11 protein-coding genes are annotated in these 22,507 nt (G+C 62.8%); 7 read left to right on the forward strand and 4 right to left on the reverse strand.

Annotated elements, in window-relative coordinates:
- Positions 1-161 precede the first annotated feature (161 nt).
- Positions 162-1,403, forward strand: a complete 1,242-nt coding sequence (locus tag V2I08_RS13440; RefSeq protein ID WP_349635569.1) for an MFS transporter — start codon at positions 162-164, stop codon at positions 1,401-1,403.
- The gene (locus V2I08_RS13445; RefSeq protein WP_349635570.1) at positions 1,400-3,010 is read left to right on the forward strand and encodes a glycoside hydrolase family 43 protein; all 1,611 of its coding nucleotides are present in this window, start codon (positions 1,400-1,402) and stop codon (positions 3,008-3,010) included. The genes V2I08_RS13440 and V2I08_RS13445 overlap by 4 nt, the downstream gene beginning before the upstream one ends.
- Before the next feature lie 51 nt (positions 3,011-3,061).
- On the opposite strand, the gene V2I08_RS13450 is transcribed toward V2I08_RS13445, so the two are convergent.
- On the reverse strand, positions 3,062-6,244 hold the full coding sequence (locus V2I08_RS13450; protein WP_349635571.1) for a glycoside hydrolase family 2 TIM barrel-domain containing protein: 3,183 nt from the start codon (positions 6,242-6,244) through the stop codon (positions 3,062-3,064).
- Between the two features lie 210 nt (positions 6,245-6,454).
- A complete protein-coding gene (locus V2I08_RS13455; RefSeq protein WP_349635572.1) occupies positions 6,455-8,548 on the reverse strand; it encodes a TonB-dependent siderophore receptor in 2,094 nt (697 codons plus the stop codon).
- 124 nt (positions 8,549-8,672) lie between these two features.
- On the opposite strand from V2I08_RS13455, the gene V2I08_RS13460 reads away from it, so the two are divergent.
- The gene (locus tag V2I08_RS13460) at positions 8,673-11,084 is read left to right on the forward strand and encodes a sulfite reductase flavoprotein subunit alpha (protein WP_349635573.1); all 2,412 of its coding nucleotides are present in this window, start codon (positions 8,673-8,675) and stop codon (positions 11,082-11,084) included.
- On the opposite strand, the gene V2I08_RS13465 is transcribed toward V2I08_RS13460, so the two are convergent.
- Positions 11,078-12,769 carry an alkaline phosphatase D family protein gene (locus V2I08_RS13465; RefSeq protein ID WP_349635574.1) on the reverse strand — a complete coding sequence of 564 codons (1,692 nt, stop codon included), beginning with the start codon at positions 12,767-12,769 and terminating at the stop codon, positions 11,078-11,080. The two genes, V2I08_RS13460 and V2I08_RS13465, sit on opposite strands and share 7 nt — an antisense overlap.
- Entirely contained in the window at positions 12,766-15,300 is a 2,535-nt protein-coding gene (locus V2I08_RS13470; protein ID WP_349635575.1) for a TonB-dependent receptor, read from the reverse strand. Before V2I08_RS13470 ends, V2I08_RS13465 begins: the two co-directional genes overlap by 4 nt.
- A 329-nt stretch (positions 15,301-15,629) precedes the next feature.
- Between V2I08_RS13470 and V2I08_RS13475 the strand changes: the two genes are divergently transcribed.
- From V2I08_RS13475 to V2I08_RS13490, 4 genes are all read left to right on the forward strand, one after another.
- A complete protein-coding gene (locus tag V2I08_RS13475; RefSeq protein WP_405053652.1) occupies positions 15,630-17,888 on the forward strand; it encodes a TonB-dependent receptor in 2,259 nt (752 codons plus the stop codon).
- A gap of 373 nt (positions 17,889-18,261) precedes the next feature.
- Complete coding sequence (locus V2I08_RS13480) at positions 18,262-20,370, forward strand: TonB-dependent siderophore receptor (protein ID WP_349635577.1); 2,109 nt, start codon at positions 18,262-18,264, stop codon at positions 20,368-20,370.
- Positions 20,370-20,939: a hypothetical protein gene (locus V2I08_RS13485; protein ID WP_349635578.1), complete on the forward strand. Its 570-nt coding sequence runs from the start codon at positions 20,370-20,372 to the stop codon at positions 20,937-20,939. The genes V2I08_RS13480 and V2I08_RS13485 overlap by 1 nt, the downstream gene beginning before the upstream one ends.
- On the forward strand, positions 20,936-22,306 hold the full coding sequence (locus V2I08_RS13490) for a PepSY-associated TM helix domain-containing protein (protein ID WP_349635579.1): 1,371 nt from the start codon (positions 20,936-20,938) through the stop codon (positions 22,304-22,306). Before V2I08_RS13485 ends, V2I08_RS13490 begins: the two co-directional genes overlap by 4 nt.
- The last annotated feature ends 201 nt before the right edge of the window (positions 22,307-22,507 follow it).

The raw sequence follows: 22,507 nt of genomic DNA on the forward strand, positions 1-22,507 counted from the left end.
TTCAAACCAATAATGCCCTGTCTAGCGAGATGGCATGTCCGTCAAGACAAAGACGATGCCCACGATCCTGAAGCGCGCGCCATCATCGCCATATTAGCGCTTGCCTCGCCCGACGGGCTTCGCCTACATCTCAGTGATAACGTTAACGCAGAGTATTTCCGTTGACCTATTTCAGGCATGTCCGCTGGACCATCATCGGTCTGTTCGCAATCGCGATGACCATCAATTATCTGACGCGCAGTGTGCTGGGCGTGGCCGCGCCCACGATCATGGGCGAGCAGGGCATCACGTCGGAACAATATTCCTGGATTACCGGCGCGTTCCAGATCGGCATCATGTTTCAGCCGCTCGCAGGCTATGTGCTCGACATTGCGGGATTGCGCTACGGCTTCACCTTCTTCGTGCTGATCTGGTCGCTCATCACCATGGCGCATGGGCTGGTGCAGGGCTGGCTCGGCTTTCTCGCGCTACGCGGCGCGCTCGGCCTTGTCGAAGGCGGTGCCCAGCCTGCAGGCATGAAAGTTGTGTCCCAATGGTTCCCCGCCCGCGAGCGCGGAACGGCGGGGGGATTGTACCAGATCGGCGCATCGCTGGGTGCCGTCGCCGCGCCGCCGCTGGTGGCCTGGGCGGTTCTCACCCATAGCTGGCGCGCGGCCTTCTTCGTCGCGGGCGGCCTAGGCCTCGTCTGGCTCATCCTGTGGCTGTTCTGGTATCAGACGCCCGCACGGCACCGGGCCATCACTGCGGAAGAGCGCACGAAGATCCTCGACGGTCAGGAAGCGGAGCTTAAGCAGAAACGCAAGCGCCCGGACCTGCGTACGATGCTGCGCCGCCGCGATATGTGGGGCATCGCGCTGCCGCGCTTTCTTGCCGATCCGGTCTGGGGGATGCTCTCGCTCTGGATGCCGCTCTATCTGGTGCAGGTGCGCAATTTCGACATTCAGCAGATTGCGATCTTCGCCTGGCTGCCCTTCCTCGCCGCTGACCTTGGCTGTCTTGCGGGGCCAGCCCTGGTCGCCTGGCTCCAGCGGCGCGGCGTCCATCTGATTGACGCGCGGCGGGGCGCCTTCACCATCGGCGCGGTTCTGATGTGTTCGATGATGTTCGTCGGCGTCGTGCAAAGCCCGGTTTCGGCTATCGGCCTGCTCTGTGTGGCGGGCTTTGCCCATCAAACCCTGTCGGTCACCGTCATCACCATGTCGGCCGACCTGTTCCCGCAGGATGAGGTGGCGACGGCAACCGGCATAGCGGGCACGGCGGCTAATCTGGGCGTGCTGATCTTCACGTTGCTGCTGGGCAGTTGGGTCGATCAGGTCGGCTATGGCCCCTTCTTCATTCTCCTTGGGCTGCTGGACCTTGTCGGCGCGGCGATACTTTGGACCCTGGTGCGAAAGCCGGTATGATCTCGATTACCAATCCCATTTTGCGGGGCTTCAATCCCGATCCCTCGATCGTGCGCGTGGGGGACGACTATTATGTCGCCACCTCGACCTTCGAATGGTATCCGGGCGTGCAGATTTATCATTCCCGTGATCTGGCCAATTGGCAGTTGGTTGCCCGGCCGCTGCGCCGCCCGGCCCAGCTCGACATGCGGGGCAATCCTGATTCCTGCGGCGTATGGGCACCGGATCTGAGCTATGCCGATGGCCGGTTTCACCTGACCTATACTGACGTCAAACGCTATGGCCGCACCACCCGATCCGACCGGACGGATGTATCGCTACGCGACTTCCATAATTATTGGGTCTGGTGCGACCGGATCGCTGGCGAATGGTCCGATCCCGTCCATGTGAACAGCAGCGGCTTCGATCCCGCGCTGTTCCACGACGATGATGGCCGCAGTTGGCTGCTCAACATGTTGTGGGATCATCGCCCCGGCCACAAACGCTTCGCCGGGATCGTCATCCAGCAACTATGCCTCAACACCGGCCGCCTTCTGGGCGAGCGGCATAACATCTTTGCTGGCAGCCCGCTGGGCTTCACCGAAGGGCCGCATCTCTACAAGCGCGACGGCTATTATCATATCCTGGTGGCCGAGGGCGGGACGGAGCGCAATCATGCCGTCGTGATGGCGCGGTCGCGGTCGCTCTTTGGCCCCTATGAACTGCATCCAGACGGGCCGGTGCTGACGGCGCGCGATCAGCCCGACGGGCCGCTCGCCCGCGCTGGCCATGGCGACCTAGTGGAAACGGCGGAGGGCGATCCCTGGCTGGTTTATCTCTGCGGCCGCCCGCTGCCCGCGTCCGATCGCTGCATATTGGGCCGGGAAACCGCGATACAGCCGATGCGCTGGGGGGACGATGGCTGGCTACGTACCATCGACGGAACGGGCCGCCCGATGGCATCGGTCGGCAGCAACAGCGTCGCGCGCGCCCTGACCGATGAACGCGCGGATTTCGTCGATCCGACTTTGCCACCCGCCTTTCAATGGCTGCGCACGCCTTACCCCGACCAGATTTTCTCGCTGACCGAACGGCCGGGCCATCTGCGCCTGTTCGGGCGCGAGTCCGTGGGCAGCCATTTCACCCAGGCGCTGGTGGCGCGCCGCCAGCGCGAATGGCGCTTCAGCGCGGAAACGTTGGTCGATTTCCATCCCGCCAATTTCCAGCAGTCGGCCGGCCTGATCCATTATTATAACAGCACGAAATTCCATTATCTGCACATCACCGCCGACGATGCCGGTCAGTCGGTGGTCCAGATATTGTCGGTCGTGCCCGACGAGGCCCGCCCCAGTGTCACCTCGCCCGCCATCCCGATCGCGCGCGGCCCTGTCTGCCTGCGGCTGGATGTGGATCATGAAACCATGCGCTTTTCCTACCGCATGGCCGATGAAGAGGCTTGGCACGAAGTTCCCGGCGATCGGGACGCGAGCATTCTGTCCGACGAAGCGACCTTGCCCTATTTGCCCAACTTCACCGGCACGTTCGTCGGCATGGCCTGTCAGGACATGGCGGGGACAGGGGCCGTCGCCGACTTCGATTATTTCCATTATACCGAACGAGACGGCTGACGCGAAACCGCATGGGGGCGCGCTACCGACAGGCAGCGCGCCCCCTTTGCATTAGAAGCGGATCGGCGTGTCCGTTGCGGCGGCGGGCAGTGCGCCTGTCGTCGCCACCCCCTCCGCATCGACCGACAGCGTAAAGCCATAGCGGTGCGGCGTCACCGGAATGCGATATGGCTCCAGCGGTCGGCCAAGCGCGCTCCAGCTATCGGTGCCGCCGACCCCGCTTTGCACCTTGTCGATCAGCAGCGTGACGTTGCCATGCGGCTTGATATCGCTGCTGCGCCAGGTGCCGGGCGGACGCCGCGCCAGGTCGTCATAGGGAAAGGCCAGCACATTGGCGGACAGTGGCTCCATCCCCTTCACGGTTAGGGACGGCATGGTCGCGCCGCTAACCTTCATCCAGCGCACGCCGACCTTATTGCCGGTCTCCTGCGGCCGCATATAATCATGGTGCTGATCGGCGATCGCTCCGGTCCAGCGACCCAGCGCCGCGCCGGTCTGACGGTCGGCATAGCTTTCATGCGGCCCCTTGCCATACCATTCGACGCTCTTGAACGCAGACGGCATGCTATAGGCGAGGCCGATGCGCAGCGGATCGGGCAGGTCTGTCTGCAACGGCGTGAACTGCGCCTCGACCCCAACCTGACCATCGCCGCGCAGGACATAGCGGTTCTCGAACCGCGCCACGCCATCGCCGACGTTGAACCGGACGCTGACGGCGACAGCGCTTTTGTCGGCCCGGTCCACCGTCACCGCTTCGACGGTCCGCTTCTCCGACGCCGTCTTCCACATCGCATGGGTGCGCGCGACGCCGGTGCCGATGTCATTGTCGATCAGCGCGCGATAGAAATGGGGCGCGCCGCCCGACAAGATGGCGCGGCCATCCTTGCGATAGGCGATCAGCCCGGTTGCGCGGTCGATCGTCAGGTCAGACCCCGCCGCCGCCAGGACGATGCTGGCCTGGTCATCGCTGATGCTGACCGGCCCGCCACCACCCGACGCTTGCGCCATAACGGCACCCGGCACGACGAACTGGTCCCAGGCGACCAGATGCCCGGCCGGAACCAGCGGCACCGCCCCGCCCCGCGCGCGCGCGGTCAGCGTCACGACATATTCGCGGCCTGGCTTGCGGGTCTGCGGCAAGGCAGCGGTGATCGTGGCTTCCGATCGTGCGGCGACCATGGGGGTGGGGATGGCCCCACGCGCCACCTCGATCCCGTCTTCCAGCAATATCCAGCCCAGATCGAAGTCGGCCAGACTGCGGAAATCATGGCGATTGATCACCGTGAACCGCCCGCTGCCCAGGTCATCGGCGCGGAAGGCGATCGGTTGATAGACTTTATGCAGTTCGAACAGATGTGGATTGGGCGTGCGGTCTGGCTGGATCAACCCGTCACCAAATTCAATGTCGCCGCCCGGATTGGGACCATAAATCCCGCCCGTGCCCCAGAACGGCTCGCCATTTTCGTCGCGCGCATACATAGACTGGTCCACCCAGTCCCACACGAAGCCGCCCTGCAATTTGCGATGAGCGTAGATGGCGTCCCAATAGTCGGCCATATTGCCCCCGCTATTGCCCTGCATATGCGCATATTCGCACTGGATCAGCGGCTGGGTGAAGCGCGGGTCGCGGGCATAGGCGATCGTCTGATCGACGCTATAATACATCGGCGCAAAGATATCGGCATAGGCATTGGGCTTCGGCTCGGACAGCGTGCCCCATCCCAGATAATTGATCAGTCGCGTAGGGTCGCGTCGCCGTGCCTCGGCTGCCGCCTTTTCGAACGCCGGGCCGATGCCCGCCTCATTGCCCAGGGACCAGAAGATGATCGACGGATGGTTCTTGTCGCGCTCGATCATGTTGACGACGCGAGAGATATGGGCCGCGTCCCAGGCCGGATCATAGCCAAGTTGGTACAATTCGCGTTCGGCGTCGCCCTTCCATCCCATCTCCATATAGGCATGGGATTCGATATTGGCCTCGTCCATGACATAGAGGCCATATTCATCGGCCAGATCATACCAGCGCGGGTCGTTGGGATAATGCGACGTGCGTACCGCGTTGACGTTATTGCGCTTCATCATCTCCATGTCGCGCCGCATCGACGCCATCGAAATGACGTGGAACGTGTCCGGGTCATGCTCGTGCCGGTTGACGCCGCGGATCATGATCGGGCGGCCATTGACCATCAATTGCCCATCGCGGATCGCGACATCGCGAAAACCGATGCGCTGGGCGGTCGCCTGTACCACCGCGCCCTTGTCGTCCAGCAGTTCCAGCAGCAGCGTGTAGAGGCTGGGCGTTTCGGCCGACCAGGCGCGCACACCGGGCAGTGTGTCACGGGCCCGCACCGTCTGTTCGGTTTTGCCCGGAGCAACCGCTATCGTCCGGCGCGAGAGCGTCTGCTCGCCATCCATCACCGTTGCCCGCACGGTCATCGGCTGGATGCCGGGCAGCACCTTCGCCACCACCTCCAGCGTCCCGTCGCGCCAGTCCTTCGTCAGTCCCGCCCGCACCGCGAAATCGCGGATGCGCGTCTTCGGTGCCGCCATCAGGAAGACTTCGCGCTCGATCCCCGACACGCGCCAGAAATCCTGATCCTCCAAATAGGAGCCGTCCGACCAGCGATAGATGCGGATCGCGATGCTGTTCTTGCCCGGCCGCAGGAAGCGCGAGACGTTGAACTCGGACGGCAGCTTGCTGTCCTGACTATAGCCGACCTGCTGTCCGTTGACCCAGACATAATAGGCCGAACCCGCAGCGCCGATGTGCAAGATCACATCCTCGCCCGCCCAGTCCGGCGGCACGTCGACATCGCGGCGATACGACCCCACCGGATTGCGATCATGCGGAATCAGCGGCCGGTTCGCGGGGAAGGGGTAGGTGATATTATTGTAGCGTGCCTGGTCATAGCCTTCCGCCTGCCAGTCGGCCGGCACGCGGATGCTCTTCCATCCCGACGCATCGAAATCGTCGCGGAAGAAATCCGTTGGCGCATCATCGACATTGGGCGAGAAATGAAACTGCCACTGGCCGTTGAGCGAGAGGAAGCGACGCGATGCTGTGCGATCTCCGGCCAGCGCGCGCGCGCTATCCTCGAACGGAAAGCCGGTGGCGCGCGCAGGCTCCTTGCCGCGTTCGAAGATCGCCGGATTTTCCCAGTCAGGGCGGCTATTGTCGATTTGCGGGGTGAGCGGGACGGCAGGCCGGTTCTGCGCGCCGACCGGAGAGACCATCAGCAGGTGTGCCAGACCCGCCAACAAGCATGTCGTTCTTCTTGTCATCAGGGGGCCCCTCCATATCCATCTGGCGCGTGGTAACGCTCCCATAGCATTGGCGGGGCTACCCTGCCAACTGCCGATGCCTCTGGCAAGGCGGCGGGCCGACAGGGTGGAGCGCGTAGCATCTCTGGCTCGCGCCCTTATGCTCTCCCTGTCTTGCGCGGCTTAAAAATCCATGCTGGCCGAAAAGCGGACTTGCCGTGCCAGGCCGACATAGAAGACCGAGCCGCCCGTCGACCAATAGCGTTTGTTGGTCAGATTGTCGCCATTGACCCGCAGCATGACGGCACGATCATTGCTGAGAGGGAGCCTGTAATTCGCGCCGAGGCTATAGGTCGTATAGGCTGGCATGACATAGGCATTGAGCGCGTCGGCATAGCGCAGGCCGGTATAATAAAGGCCTGCATTGACCCCCAGGTCGGGCAGAACCGGCGGGTGATATTCGGCGAACAGGGAGGCGGCCCAACGCGGCGTATTGTCGATCCGCTTGCCTTCCTGTGCGGCGACGCCGGTTTCCTGCTGGGTCGCCTTAAGATATTGACCAGACAGCGCGACCGACAATTGCGGCGTCACATGGCCTTGGAGCGATGCCTCCACGCCTTCATGAATGGCCGTGCCGTTGACGACATAGGTGTTTGCGTCGTTGATATAGCCCAAGCCTCGGTCGATATGGAAATAGGCGAGGCTGGCGAGCGCGCCGGCCACTTCGATGCGCCCGCCCGCCTCGATCTGCTTGCTGAGCACGGGGCGCAGAATATCGCCCTCGTTCGTCGTTCCGGCGGGCGCCGTTCCTGCGCTTTCCAGTCCTTCAATATAGGTGAAGTAGAGGCTCGATCTGGGGGTCGGCTTGAACACGATGCCGCCTGTCGGCGTCCACGCCTTCATCCGATAATCGCCGGTCGAATCCTTCGTATCATAAAGGACGCGCCGCACGCCGCCGATCAGCAAAAGCTTTTCGCCGACATGGGCGATGTCGAGCATGTAGAATCCGGTGTCGATATTGACGCTGCGCGGCAGGACGCGGGTGGTGGTGAAGGTCAGGCTGTCAAAGGCGATGCGGCGCGGCGCATAGAAATTCTGTGCGACGGCTGCATAGCTGCGCTGATTCTGTTCGCCCTGAATCTGCCGGTTGCGGGCGAAGCCGAACAGAAGTTCATGTTCGATGCCGAAGGTTGGCAGCTTGCCTGCAATTTCAGTGCGGACATATTCGTTCCGATATTCCTGGTCCGCAGTATAATTGCCCGCGATCCGGCCCGCGCCGCTCTCCACCGTCGCCGCGCTGGTGAAGCTGAAGTCGGCCCGGCTGCGCTGGCGCCGCGATTGCGCAAGGCCCAGTTCCGCCCGGAGCGACCAGGCGTCGCCCAGCGCATAGTCGGCCCGGCCCAGCGCATTGGTGGACCAGGTGCGATAGGGGGCGTTGGACGGGGCATAGCGGCTGTGCGGGTCGGGAATATCGTCGAGTAAGCGGAAGGCCGCCAGCGCAATGCCGCCCGGCTCGTCCGTTGCCCGGCGATAATGTTCGATGTCGAATTTGAGCGAGAGCCGGTCGCTTGCCTGCCAGTCGAAAGCGCCGCTGGCGAGGTAACGATGACCGTTCACGCCGTCGATCGGGGTTTCGATATGGGCGGAATAGCCGTTGATGCGGACACCGAAACGTTCATCGCTGCCAAATTTGCGGCCGATGTCGAATCCTGCGCCGACGCTGCCTTCCGCATCACCATTGATATAGAGGCTGGTGACCGGCCGATCGCCCGCCCGTTTTGCAACGACGTTGACGATGCCGGACGGGGTCGCAAGGCCATAATAGAGCGCGGACACGCCCTTGAGCAATTCGACCCGCTGTTTGTTTTCGATCGGCACCGGACTGAGGTTGATGATCTGAAGCGCGCCGTTGAGCCGATAATTGGTCCGGGCGTTCATCAGCACGCCGCGTGAGACGAAATTATTGCTGGTGGTGGGGCTGGTCGCCTGTTGCGTGACGCCGGGCGCATTGCGCAGCGCTTCTTCCAGGCCGATGGCACCTTGGGCGTCGAGCAAGGACCTGGGAATGACGGCGATGCTGGCAGGCGTGTCCAATATCGCCTGATTGCGGAACGCGCCAACCTGCACAACGTCCGTCTTGAAGGTCGGGCGTTGGCCGGTGACGACGATCTCCTCGTCCAGTCGGCGCTCGATCTGCCCCTGATCGGGCAGGGCGGTCGGAATCGGACCGTCCGTAGCGATGCCAGCCGCGGATGCGGCGATCAGCCAGATGCTCATAGATGTCCCCCTTTATGACAATGATGACGGCCAATAGCGCTATTGCAAATTGATCGCAATTGTAATGCGTCTCATTCGCGTATATTCGCGTCAGTCCTGATGGAATCGCAGGCAAGGGGTGCGAGTGGCCAAGCGCGTAATCTTCCAGCTTCACTGGTTTCTGGGGATCACTGCGGGGCTGGTCCTGGCATTGATGGGCGTGACCGGCGCGTCGATGAGCTTCGAGGACGAGATCAACGAGGCGCTGTCGCCGCGCCTCTATGCGCCGGGCGTCATCAATCGCGCTGACCTGTCCCCCGACCAGATCATTGCGCGGGTCGAAGCGGATAATCCGGGCTATTATGTCAGCCGCCTCGATTGGGAGGTGCCGCGTACCCGGTCGCATGGCGTTCGCCTGGCGGCCAAGGACGGCCCCGGCCGCAAACAGGGGCGGATTGACCGCACGAATGCTGTCTGGCTGGGCGAGCCGGTGGCGGCCGACTTTTTCCATGTGATGGACGATTTGCACCGTTGGCTGGCGCTGCCGGGCGGTGGCAATGGCATTGGTCGCCAGATCACGGGCTTCAGCGCCATCGCGCTCATTTTCTTCGCATTGTCGGGCCTTTACCTGCGCTGGCCGCGCCGGGCACTGGACTGGCGCGCCTGGCTGGTGCTCGACTTGCGGATGACCGGGCGCAATCTCTGGCGTGCGCTCCATGTGGTGATCGGCACATGGATAGGCATTTTCTACCTGCTGAGCGCGCTGACGGGCCTGTGGTGGAGCTATGACTGGTATCGGCGGGGCGTCACCTATGCGCTGACCGGCAAGACGGGCGGCGAGGAGGGTGAAGGTCGAGGCAAAAGCATCGGGCCTGCGCCGCGCCCGGCGATCGACCCGGCCTGGAGGGCATTTCGGCGGGCGACAGGCGACGACTATGTCTGGGTTCGTATTGCGCGGCCAAAGCCGAGCCAGACAATGCAAAGCATCAGCTTCGATGCGCGCGCGGCCGATGCGCGACATTTGCGCCAGGTCGACCGTTTCAGCTATGATCCCGCAACCGCCACGCTCGAAAAGCGCGACCTGTATGACCGCAGGCCGTTGGGCGTCATCCTGACCCAGAGCATGTTCGAACTGCATCGCGGCGCTTTTTTCGGGCTGCCGGGACGGATCGTGATGCTCCTGACCAGCCTGACCATGCCGTTGTTCACGATCACCGGCTATCTTCTCTATCTGTCGCGGCGCAGGCGCAAACGGGATATGCGCGCGTTGGGAGGAGGGGCATGCCCCTCCGATGGCGAGGGCGACATCGTTATCGCCTATGCCAGCCAGACCGGCCATGCCGAAATGCGCGCCCGCAATGCCGCGCTTGCATTGGTGCAGGGTGGCTTGCAGGCGCAGGTCGTCCCGATCGGCAAGCTCAGGCCGGACATGCTGGCATCGACGCATCGCCTGTTGCTGGTCGTCAGCACCTATGGCGACGGCGAGCCACCGGACATGGCGCGTGGCTTTGCCCGCCATGTGCTGGCGCACGACCCCCCCGATCTTGGTCATCTCCACTATGGCCTGCTCGCTCTGGGTGATCGGGAATATCCGGATTTTTGCGGCTTTGGGCGGCAGGTGGACGGCTGGTTCGCCAGAGCAGGGGCGGTGCCTCTATTTCCGATAATCGCCATGGACGCCGATGATCTGGCGGCCGATGCTGCCTGGCAGACCGCTTTGCAGGATCTGGGTGCGGGCGAAGGGCGGCGTGGCCAGACCATCGTGCCCTTTACTCCCTGGACCCTGGTCGCGCGCAGGCTGCTCAACCCCGGCAGCCCTGCCGCTGGGGCCTTTCACCTGCAATTCGAGCCTGCCGATCAAAGCGCGCTGACATGGGAGGCGGGGGACATTGTGGAGATAGTGCCCGGCGACCCGGCCGCAATGGCGGCCGCGACCATGCTGCGGTCGGCTGCAACCCGCGAATATTCAGCCGCTTCCATTCCTGCCGATGGCACGCTCGATCTGGTCGTGCGTCAGGTTCGCGATGAAGGCGGTCATTTGGGTCTTGGCTCTGGCTGGTTGACCGCCCATTTGCCGGTCGGGTCAACGACGCTGCTGCGGCTGCGCGCCAATCCGGCATTTCATGTGGACAGGGCTAAGACCGACACACGCCTGATTTTGATCGGCAATGGCACCGGCATGGCGGGACTGCGCGCCCATTTGCGGGCGCAGGCGCAGGCCGGGTCGTCCGGCCATTGGCTGTTCTTCGGCGAACGATCGCGCGCGCATGAATGTTTCTTCGATGGAGAACTGTCCGCTTGGCTGGCCGATGGTCTATTGGCGAGGGCGGACCGCTGTTACTCCCGCGATGCCGATTGCGGTCGCTATGTGCAGCAGATGGTGCAGGCGGAGGGGCGCGCCGTCACCCAATGGGTCGATCAGGGCGCGACCATCCTGGTCTGCGGCAGCCTGCACGGCATGGCGCAGGGGGTACATGCCGCCCTTGCGACGATGCTGGGCGAAGCCGCGCTGGACCGGCTGGCCGAAGAGGGCCGGTACAGACGCGACATTTACTGACCCGGCGGGGCTGAGGGCCCCTGGCTTATCAATTGCAGCTTCGCTTCCCGTGCGTTGGCCGCAAGGTCAAAGGCTGCGATCTGCCGCTCGCTATAGTCGCGCGCATAGATGGTCGACATGGCGATATAGGCGGCATGGGCCTTTTGCGGGGTCAGCGTGAGCAGGATATAGCCCTTGGCGCGCTGATCGCAGAACAGCACCTCGTCATTCGCCTTGGCCAGCAGGTCACCGATCGGCAAGGCGGGCATCGCATCGCCGATCGACGGGCTGGTGATGCCCGTTGTGCCAAACTCAACGGCCACGGGGCGGCCCGCATCGTCGGCCAGATTATTGGCCCAGAAGGCATGGCTGTCGCCCGACAGGACGAGCGGACGAGCGCCCGATTGCCGGAAGCTGGCATAAAGTCGCTCGCGCGCGGCGGGATAGCCATCCCACGCATCCAGGTTGAAGGGCAGCCCGGCGCGATAGCCCGCCTGCGCCGCTTCGACGCGAGGGCGCAGCGATGGATCTAGCGAGGCCAGCATGGCCTTCGCCTTGTCCGCACCGAATAATTTGGCCATGTCCGGCCCGGCGACCCGCGCCATGACGACCTGATTGCCCAAAATCTGCCAAGGCTTGCCCGCCGCGACCGAGGCGGCAAGGCCCTGTTCGAGCCAGGCCCGCTGCGCTTCGCCCAGCAATTCGCGATCCGCGCGGTTGCGCGTTGCCAGCACTGCGGCAATCTCGTCCGCACCGGGCGTCTCGCCCTTGAAGGCGGCCCCTTCGCTGCGGGCGAGCAGCCGCGTTTCGACCATCATCAGCGTCGCCAGATCGCCGAAATCGAAGCTGCGGTTGATCGCTTCCCAGGGATTGCCATCCTGTGCGTCGCGGATCGGCATCCATTCGAAATAGGCCTGCATCGCGGCCGCCTTGCGCGCCTGCCAGTCGCCTTCGGTCGCGGGTTGATGATTTTCGGCGCCGCCGATCCAGCTATCATTGGCGGTTTCATGATCGTCCCAGACGCAGATGAAGGCGGCGCGCGCATGGGCGGCCTGCATGTCGGGATCGCGCTTATATTGGGCATGGCGGATGCGATAATCGGCCAGAGTCACGATCTCATGCGCGGGTTCCGGGATACGGCCGAGTTTGTTGCCGATCTCCGTACCATAGCCGTCGGCACCATATTCATAGATATAGTCGCCAAGATGGATGACCGCATCGACCCGGTCGCGCTGGGCGATCGACCGATAGGCGTTGAAATAGCCACCGGGATGGAGCTGGCAGGACACGATGGCGAAGACCGCCTCTGCGGTCTTGCCTTCCGGCAGGGTACGGAAGCGGCCATTGGGCGAGCGCGTGCCATCGGCAGCTTCAAACCAATAGACATAATCCTGTCCGGGCTTGAGCTGTTTCGGTTCCACCTTGACGGTGAAGTCGCGCGCCGGGCGGGCCTGCGCCTCGCCGCTTTCGATCGGCTTGGCGTCTGCACTTTGCGCCACATGCCAGCGGACCGGGATCGGCGCTGAATGGGCGGCATCGACGGGTGTAACGCGGGTCCACAGGATCGCGCCCTTTGCGGTCGGATCACCGCTGGCGACGCCATGGTCGAAGCGTATTGCTGCCGCTTGCGCAGCGGTTGCGCCAGTGGAAGAAAAGGCAGCGCCAGCGCCGATCAGGCCCAGCGCGGAGCGGCGATCGACCCTCATTTCACACCGCCGAAGCGGAAGCTGGCCGACACGCCATAGAAGCGCGGTTCGCCCGCGATGAAGGTCGGCATACCAAGCCCGTCGCCGGTATTGCCCGCATCCTTGATATAGGCCTTGTCGAACGCATTTTCGACAAAGGCCTCGACGCGCCAGCCGCCATTGGGCGCTTCATAGCCGAGGCGGGCATTGACCAGCACATAGCCCTTCTGCTTTTCGTCCTGTATATTGTCCGCGACCAGCGCGGCGGGCGGCTGTTGCAGGTCGGCCCGGTCATTGTCATCGTCGAAGAAGACCGCCGACTGGTAGGTGATGCTGGGCGAGAAGGCGATGCGACCGGGGCCGGCCGGCAGGCTCAGGATCGCGCCCAGTGCCGAGCTATGGTCGGGCGACAGACGGAAGCGGTTGCCTTCGCGTATGCCCGCCTTGAACCGGCTATGGTTATAGCCATAGCTGGCATAGAGGCTGAGGATATCGCTCGGCACCCAGCGCGCCTGGCCTTCAAAGCCGTAGCTTTCGGCCTTGCCCGCATTGGTCGTGATAATCTGCGTCCCCTGCTGCACGCTCGTCTGGAAATTATCATATTGGTAGAAGAAGGCCGACCCGTCGAGGAACAGGGTGCGGTCGATCAGGGCGGTCTTGATGCCGACCTCATAGCTGTCGACCGTTTCGGACGGTAGCACGGCGAAGCTGGACGCACCGAAGGGCGCACTTGGCCCGGCAGGAGCCAGGATTTCGGGGCGGCGACCGCGTGCATAGGTGGCGTACAGGCTGGCGTCGTCGCTTGGCATATAGCGCGCGGTCAGACGCCAGGAGAAGCCGCCGCTCTTATGGCTCGCGCTGTCGATGCCGCCATTGCCCGCAGTCGGCTGATTGGCGAGGCCGAACAGCGGTACGGGATAGGCGGCCGACGGCGGGATCGAGGCTGCGCCGGGGACGGAGAGCGCATTGAGCAGCGCTGTGCGGACGGCGGCGGGCTGGCTCAATGCGCCGATCACGCCACCCAGGATCGACCGGCCGTTGAGAACGGATGCGCTATAGCTGCTGCGCTTGTCGTCATGGCTGTAGCGTAGGCCGCCCCCCAGTTCGAACTGGTCGGTCACGCGCAGGGTAATGTCGCCGAACAGATCGACAGCCTTCGTGCTGGAACTGTTGGTCGCGGTTTCCATATGGCTGGATTTGAGGTTCGCGGCGATCGCCTGTGCCTGCGCTGCCGATAGCGCGATGCCGTTGGCGGCCGCGACGCCCTGCAACAGCGCGCCGGTGAAGGCGGGGCTGGCGAACAGGGCGGCGGGCGCAGGATTGGTCGCCGGGCGGCCGGGGATCGCGCCGCCGCCGTTGAGCGCGCCGGCCAGACGGGCGAGCAGCACGCGCTCGTCAAGCTGGGCGGGCGTGCGCTGATAGCCGTCTTCGTGGAAATAGCTCGCGCCCATAAAGGCGGTCAGCGGGCCGCTTTCATAGGTCAGGCGAAATTCCTGGCTGGTCTGTTCGCCATGCGCCCGCTCGGCCGCGGTCAGCATCGGCAGCGAGATGCCATCGGCGTCGAAGACTTCCAGCGTGTCGAATTTGCGGAAGGCGGTGATGGAGGTGAGCGTGAACTGGTCGCTGAGCTTGAGGTTGGCGATGCCGGTAACGCCCCACACCTGCCGATCGAGGCCCAGCGCCTTGCCCCCTTCGAAACCGGCACCCGGCGCCAGCGCTGCGCCGCTATTGCGGCCCCGGTCGCCGATGACGGCCCCGGTCGTCGGGTCGGTCGGGTTGAAGGCGATCGACTTGAACGCCGTGCCCTCCGGCGTATCCTTCTGATAATTGCCGATGAGATCGAAGCTGAGCGCCCCCGCTTCGCCATGGAAGCTGCCACGCAGCGCATAGGTGTCGGCCGAGTTGAAATCCTCGCCGCCCGACAGATTCTCAATGAAGCCGTCGCGCTTGCGCACCCGCCCCGCCAGGCGGATCGCCATATCGTCGTTCAGCGGCGCATTGACCATGCCTTCGGCCAGCCAGGCATTATAATTGCCATAGGATGCCTTGCCCGCCACTTCATAAGCGCCAAGCTGCGCCTTGTTCTGCACGATATTGACCGCGCCGATCAGCGCGCCGCGACCATAGAGGGTGGATTGCGGCCCCTTGGCGATTTCCACCCGGCTGATGTCGAACAGTTCGACATAGGAGCCGCGCGACTTGGAGATGGATACGCCATCCTGAAATACCGACACGCGCGGTTCGTTGAACGCGCTTCCGCTGTCGGAGGTAATGCCGCGCATCACGAAGCCGGGATTGTTGGGCGACTGATTCTGCACGACGAAGCCGGGCACGTAGCGCGACAGTTCCTCAAATTCTTCAATACCAAAGCGGCTGAGCTGTTCGCTGCTTACCGAGGTCAGCGCGAACGGCACTTCTATCGGGTCTTGCTCGCGCAACTGGGCGGTCACGACGATCATATCGTCCCGTTCGGCAGGTGCCTGCGCATAGGCGACAGAGCAGGACAGTGCGGCAAGGCTGGACGCGGCAAGTGCGAGAATACGGATTGTCATGACAGGAGACCCCTTTGAACCGGGGCGCTAAGCCTGATTGATGAAAGACCTATGACACGCAAGCGCCGCGGGAACGAGCGGGGCTATATTGTGGCCGGATTGTCACAGTGCATGTCTCCCATGATATGCTCAGTTGCGCTAGCAATCTTTTGTAACAATAGCGACATTTCTATTCTCTAGCGCGCCCGTCGCTGGATGACGCGGTACGGCGACAAAAGTCGGTGCCCCTGCCTCCATTTTGCCGAACAGGTTCGTCACATGACGCGGCGAATCGGTTAACCTTTTGATTTATAGGATGTATCGTGACGAAAATTTCAGTTCATCGCGCAATGTTGATGTTTGCGACGGCGCTGAGTGCGGTCGCCACTGCCAGCCTCTCCCACGCGCAGGAGGCACCTGCGGATGGACTGAGCGAAATCGTCGTTACAGCGGAACGGCGTTCGGAAAATCTGCAAAAGGTGCCGGTGTCGGTCGGCGTCGTGCAGGGCGACCAGTTACGGGCCTTCCAAAGCGGCGGCGGCGACATATTGGAACTGGCCGCGCGCGTGCCTGGGCTATATGCCGAAACGACCACGGGCCGCATCTTTCCGCGCTTTTATATTCGCGGCCTTGGCAATATTGATTTTTACCTCGGCGCGTCGCAGCCCGTGTCGATCATTCAGGATGACGTGGTGCTGGAGCATGTCGTTCTGAAATCCAACCCGCTGTTCGATGTGAATCAGGTCGAAGTGCTGCGCGGCCCGCAGGGATCGCTGTTTGGCCGCAACACCACGGCGGGCATCATCAAGTTCGACACCAATCGTCCGACGATGGACTGGCAGGGGCGCGCCTCGGCCAGCTATGGCAGCTATAATATGGTGACCTTCGATGGCGGCGTGGGTGGCCCGATCGTCGCTGACAAGCTGGCGGTGCGCGTTTCCGCGCTCTACCAGCATCGCGACGATTGGATCGATAATGTCTATAGCGGCCCCAGCGCCGATGGCACGGTCAGCCCCAGGAAGGACGCCATGGGCGGCTTTAACGAGAAGGACGTGCGCGTCCAGTTGCTCCTGACGCCCAACGAAACGCTGTCGATGCTGACCAGCGTGCATGCCCGTGACTATGATGGCACATCGACCATTTTCCATCGCGCGGGGCTTATCAAGGGATCGAACAGCGTTGCCGGCGAGCCACGCAGTCAGATTGCGCTCGACGAAGCCCAGAATAACCCGCAGGCCTATAAGACCTATGGGGCCTCCGAGCATATCACGCTCGATTTCGGGCCTGTCACGCTGACCTCCATCACCGCCTATGAAACCACCAAGGGGTTCAGCCGCGGCGATACCGATGGCGGGGCGGGTGCAGACTATCCGGTCAATGGCGTCGCCAACGGATTTGGGCAGTCGCAGGGCAATGTCCGGGATCTCGACCAGCTTACCCAGGAAGTGCGCCTTGCCAGCGCTGGCGACAACGCCTTCAAATGGCAAGTTGGCGGCATGTATTTCGACAGCCGCGACACCACGGATTTCTATCAGCGCGCCTTTTTCCTGACCGGCGCGGCCAATAATCCCAATAATTGGGTAAGGCTGCGCAACAAGAATGAGAGCTGGGCCTTTTTTGGCCAGGCAAGCTATGAACTGACACCCGGCTTCACGCTCACGGCGGGCGGGCGTTACACCAAAGACAGCAAGGAAACCCGCCTGGTCAAAACCACGGCCAATGCGGCGGGGGTTGCCCCTTATGCCGGTCGCCGCTTCGTGCGCCTGTCGGACAAGGAGCCAAGCTGGGATGTCAGCGCGCTCTATGAGGTCAGCCCGGAAGTCAGCCTTTATGCTCGCGTCGCGCGTGGCTTCCGTGGCCCGACAATCCAGGGCCGGTCGGCGGTGTTCAACAGCGACTTCACCACGGCTGACTCGGAAACCATCCTCTCCTGGGAAGCGGGCATGAAAACCAGTCTTCTCGACAACCGGGTGCGCTTCAACCTTTCGGGCTTCACCTACCGGGTGAAGGATATCCAGCTCAACGGGAATGACGTCAACGGCAACGGCGTCCTGTTCAACGCGGACAAGGCCGATGCCTATGGCATGGAGGCCGAACTGGAAGCGCGCCCCTTCCAGAACCTGACCCTGTCTGCCGGGCTTAGCCTGCTGCATAGCGAGATCAAGGACAAGAATGTCTATGCGCAGGTCTGCATCCTGAACGGCGTCGTGGTCTGCACGGTCGAAGACCCGACGATCAAGGTGGGTGCCAACACCTTTGCCCAGATTGATGGCAATCCTCTGCCCAATGCACCGAAATATACCGCCAACATCGCCGCACGCTATGACATGCCCCTGGGCAATGGCGGTACATTATTTGCCGCGACTGACTGGAATATCCAAGGGTATACGAATTTCGTCCTCTACCGCACCAAGGAGTTTTACTCCAAAGGCGACTTTGAGGGCGGCCTTAAGATTGGCTATACTGCCCCGGACGGCAAATATGAAATCGCCGCCTTTGCCCGCAACATCACGAACGAGAAGAACCTCAAAGGCGTGATCGAGAATTATATGGCGGCCGTGTTCAACGAGCCGCGGATCATCGGCCTATCATTGTCGGGCAAGCTTTGAATGTAGGAGGGGGAGCGATACGCTCCCCTGTGATGAGTATGACTGTCTCAACTTGCTCGCTTGGCGGGCATGTTGAGACAGTGTTTCCAGGACGACAGGCTTTGCCATTGAGCAGACGGTCCTCTTCCTGGTCCCGCTCGGCATGATAGTGCGGGACATGCGCCACTTTCGGCCGCATTGCTAAATCCACACCCGCCTTACTCTCCCTAACGGCCCGCTTGTGGAGACCGCGAAAGGCTGATCCGCCTCCGCACCATTGTGCGGGCACCGTCCCCACAAATTGTCGAAAGGGCGCTTGCGAATGATAGTAGTTCGCATTAGTAGAAACCCGACAGGGTGATTTTACGCCCGCCATTCGCATAAAAGGGATTTTATGAAGGCCGCAAAGCTCGCGCTGTGCCTCTGCACCGCCATGACCGTCACACCATCCTTCGCGCAGGCGCCCGATGCGGCCGAAAGTGCAGATCAGTCCAGCATCGTGGTTACCGCGATCACTGGTCAGTCGAGCGGCGCGGGCACGAAAACCGACGTGCCGCTCATCGAAACGCCGCAGCCGATCAGCATCATCAATGCCGAAACCTACCAGGCGCAGGGCGCGATCTCGATCGCCGACACGCTGCGCTATGTATCGGGCGTGGTCGCCAACCCCTATGGCGCGGATGGTCGTGAGGACGGTGCCTTCATTCGCGGCATTTCCCCGCTGCAGTTCCGCGACGGCATGCGCGACCTCTTCAGCTATTTCGCCAATATCCGGTCCGATCCCTATAATTTCTCGCAAGTCGAAGTCGTGCGCGGCCCGGCCTCCGTGCTGTTCGGGTCAGGCTCGATCGGCGGCCTCATCAACACCGTGTCGAAGCGGCCCGATTATGAAACACATGGCGAGATGTCGGTCCGTTACGGTTCGTTCGATCGCAAGGAAATATTGGGCGATATTACGGGATCGCTGGCCGACGGCGTTGCCGCGCGGCTCGTCGCACGGGTCCGCGACGCCGATACGCAGGTCGATCATGTCTCCGACGATCGCGTGATGCTGGCCCCTTCGCTCCGCTTCAAGCTCGGCGAACAGACCGAACTGACGTTGCTGGGCCTGTATCAGGAAGATGACGGCGGCTCGATTTCTCAGTTTCTGCCGGTCGTGGGCACGCTATACCCCAATCCCAACGGCCAACTGCCCAACAATACGTTCATCGGCAAGCCCGGCTGGGATCGTTATGACGGCCGCACCCTGCAGGGCACGGCTCTGCTGGAACATCGCTTCAACGACAATGTCCGTCTGAACCTCAAGGCGCGGGTGATCGACTCCGATCTCACCTATTTCACTCATTATCCCAACAGCTACAGCAACCCCGCCAACCCCTATCTCGACGCCGGGCAACGACAGATCGGCCTCTACGCCGATGGCAGCTATGCCAGCACCAATGTCTTTTCGACCGACAATAATGTGCGGATCGACTTCAACACCGGCGATGCGATCGAACATATCCTCTTGGCGGGCGTCGATTATAGTTGGAACCGCGTACGCAGATTGGGCGGGGTAGCATTCGAAACGATCGACATCTACAATATCGATTATGCGTCCCTGTCCGACTATGGCGGCGGCATTCCGCAGCCGGGCGATGCGGGCTATCTCTACGGCACCAACAGCAATGTGACCCAGGCGCAGCTCGGCTTCTATGTTCAGGACCAGATCCGCTTGTGGGACCGCGTCTCGATCGTTCTGGGCGGACGGCGCGACCATGTCGAAACCAAGAGCCTCGATCCTGCGACCAATAGCCGCACCAAGGAAACGGCGAACGCCACCTCCTTCCGCGCGGGCATTATTGCTGAAGTCGTGACCGGCCTCTCGCCCTTTTTCAGCTACACGGAATCCTTCAATCCCATTTCCGGCGGGGCCGATGATGGCACCCCCTGGAAGCCCGAACGCGGCCGTCAATATGAGGTCGGCGTCAAGCTCCACCCCGACGACCGTACCCTGCTGACTGCGACCGCCTATCATATCCGGCAGAGCAACCGCGTCATCAACCTGACGCCGACCCTGTCGGTGCAGGCGGGCAAGGCGACATCGAAGGGGTTCGAGTTCGAAGGCCGCCGCACGCTGCCCGGCGACTATGAGATCATCGCCAATTTCAGCTACAACAAAGCCTATCTGAACGAAAATGAAGATCAGCGGCAGCTCGACAATGTGCCCAAATATGGCGCGTCCGCCTGGGCCACCAAGACGTTCCGCATGGACGACGACAAGTCGCTGCGGCTCGGCACCGGCGTGCGCTATGTCGGCGAAAACTGGTCCGGCGGTGTCGTGCGCACCCCGTCCTACACGCTGGTCGATGCCCTGGCGGAGGTGAATTGGCGGCAATGGCGTATGTCGATCAATGCGACCAACCTGTTCAACAAGAAACATTATGCCGCCTGCCTGGCGCGCGGCGACTGCTTCATCGGGGCGGATCGCAATGTGTTTGGCACGCTGACTTACGCCTTCTGATGGCCTGGGTCTGGGCAGGATCGGCGATGACGGTGGCCGCAGTGCTGCTGCTGCGTCACGCCTGGGGGTTGCGGGCGCGTTCCGTGCCGCTTTTGGTGGGGGCGTGGGCACTGCTGGTCCTCGGCCTGATCGCGGCCGGGGCGGGCCATGGCGCGTGGGGCGTGTCGGTGGCGTGCCTGTCGCTGATGCTCTGCGCCTTCGCCTGCCTAGCCGTCGCGGGCTGGACCGCGCCGCGTGACAAGGCCCGCCCGCCCCAGCGGCGCGCGCATATCCTGCCTGACGCGGGCGAGCCATCCTATATCGGCCGCCGCCTGCTGACCTTCCTGATCACGGTGCCGCTCGCTCTCGTCACATCGCTCGCCCTAGCGCTGGCCATGCGCGTCTGGGTATCCGGCAGCGGGGGAGGGGAGGCCAATGCCAATGTCGTCACCCTGTTCCTCACGCCTCTGCTATGGTCGATCCTGGTCGTCCTGCTGATGCTGGCAAAGCGGCGGCGCACGCAATGGCTGATGCTGGGGGTGCCGCTTCTGGTCGGCGGCCCGTCCATCCTGTGGGGAACAATGCTATGAGCAACGCCGACATTGCGGGCACCAAAGGCTTCGACAAGGCGACCGTTCGCGACGCGCTGTCGGCCCATGCCGCCATCGGCCTGTTGGCGGGTGCCTTCCTCTATCTTATCTGCCTGACCGGCACGATCGTCGTCTTCTTCGCCGAATGGCAGCGGATTGAGCAGCCCGCCGCCCCAGAAATGCGCACCATCGCGCCCCAGTCGGTGCAACGCGCGGTGGAAACCGTACTGGCAAGCGAGAAGGGCAAGCCGCTCACCCCCCATCTCTACGTCCATCTGCCGACGCAAGACCTGCCGCGCACCACCATCACCACCGATCATCAGGCGGTGCATGTCGCCTCCGATGGCACCATCGCCATGCCGGAGGAAAATGCCTGGTCCGAATATCTCCTCTCGCTCCATTATACACTGCATCTACCCTCGACGCTCGGCATGATCCTCGTCGGCTTGCTCGGCGTCATGATCGTGGCGCTGGCGATCTCCGGCGTGATCGCCCATCCGCGCATCTTCCGCGATGCCTTCCGCCTGCGTGCGCGCAGTAGCGGCGGGGTGGGGTTGGCCGACTGGCACAACCGGCTCGGCGTCTGGACGCTGCCTTTCACCGTCATGATCGCGCTGACCGGCGCGATGATCGGCCTGGCGGTCGTCACCGGCTATGGCCTGGCGGGCAGTTTCTACAAGGGCGATCTGGAGGCTGTCTATGCCCCCATCTTCGGCGGCGAAGGTGCAGCGGACAAGGCATCCGCGCCCGTCCCGGATATGGCGGCCCCCATGCGCTATATGCAGGCGCATCATCCCGATGTGCATCCAAGTTACCTGATCCTGCATGATCCGATGACGGCGGGGCAGCATGTCCAGGTCGTCGGCCTTCATTCCCGTCGCCTCATCTTCGGGGAATATTACATGTTCGACGCGCAGGGCGGCTATCATGGCACGGCGGGCCTGTCCGACGGTGCGCTGGGGCAACAGGCGGCGGCGTCGGCCTATAATCTCCACTTCGGCAATTATGGCGGCCTGCCGGTCAAGATCGCCTATGCGCTGTTCGGCCTTGCGCTATGCGCCATGACCGCGACCGGCACCACGATCTGGCTCGGCAAGCGGCGACGGCGCGGTCTCGACCATCCCCGCCTGACCCGCGCCTGGGACGCCATCGTCTGGGGTAGTCCCGCTGTGCTGATGCTGACCTTCGTCCTGCGGCAATGGGCCGGTAATGACGCGCCGCTGGTGGCAAGCTTCTGGGGCCTGCTTATCCTGATTCTGGCGGTCAGCCTGTTCGTCACCGATGGTCGCCGCTTTCGGCGGGCGCTCCAGATTCTGCTGGGCCTTGGCGCGATTATGGGCGTTGCAGGATTCATGCTGGCGCTGTGATTGCTGCGCCTCGCGAGAGCGTAGTTGTTGAAGTCTGACGCATTTTCGCGACCTGTCGATGACGTGTTTTGGGAAAAATTGCCGAAGCGTTGGATTTTTTCTGTTGACCGACTCGTTTGGCCTGCTTAGAGGCGAGTTCACCGGACGGGGCGCTGCTGTATGGAAGCGCTCTGGAAGGTTGCCACTATGGCGGGACGCTGG

The sequence above is a fragment of the Sphingobium sp. MK2 genome (assembly GCF_040170545.1).
In the GTDB taxonomy this organism is placed as follows: Bacteria; Pseudomonadota; Alphaproteobacteria; order Sphingomonadales; family Sphingomonadaceae; genus Sphingobium.

Bases quoted from the DNA above. Each gene is read 5' to 3' on its own strand.
- V2I08_RS13475 (WP_405053652.1), top strand. From the start codon at position 15,630: ATGTTGATGTTTGCGACGGCGCTGAGTGCGGTCGCCACTGCCAGCCTC.
- V2I08_RS13480 (WP_349635577.1), top strand. From the start codon at position 18,262: ATGAAGGCCGCAAAGCTCGCGCTGTGCCTCTGCACCGCCATGACCGTC.
- V2I08_RS13445 (WP_349635570.1), top strand. From the start codon at position 1,400: ATGATCTCGATTACCAATCCCATTTTGCGGGGCTTCAATCCCGATCCC.
- V2I08_RS13470 (WP_349635575.1), bottom strand. From the start codon at position 15,300: ATGACAATCCGTATTCTCGCACTTGCCGCGTCCAGCCTTGCCGCACTG.
- V2I08_RS13455 (WP_349635572.1), bottom strand. From the start codon at position 8,548: ATGAGCATCTGGCTGATCGCCGCATCCGCGGCTGGCATCGCTACGGAC.
- V2I08_RS13450 (WP_349635571.1), bottom strand. From the start codon at position 6,244: ATGGTCTCTCCGGTCGGCGCGCAGAACCGGCCTGCCGTCCCGCTCACC.
- V2I08_RS13485 (WP_349635578.1), top strand. From the start codon at position 20,370: ATGGCCTGGGTCTGGGCAGGATCGGCGATGACGGTGGCCGCAGTGCTG.
- V2I08_RS13465 (WP_349635574.1), bottom strand. From the start codon at position 12,769: ATGAGGGTCGATCGCCGCTCCGCGCTGGGCCTGATCGGCGCTGGCGCT.
- V2I08_RS13490 (WP_349635579.1), top strand. From the start codon at position 20,936: ATGAGCAACGCCGACATTGCGGGCACCAAAGGCTTCGACAAGGCGACC.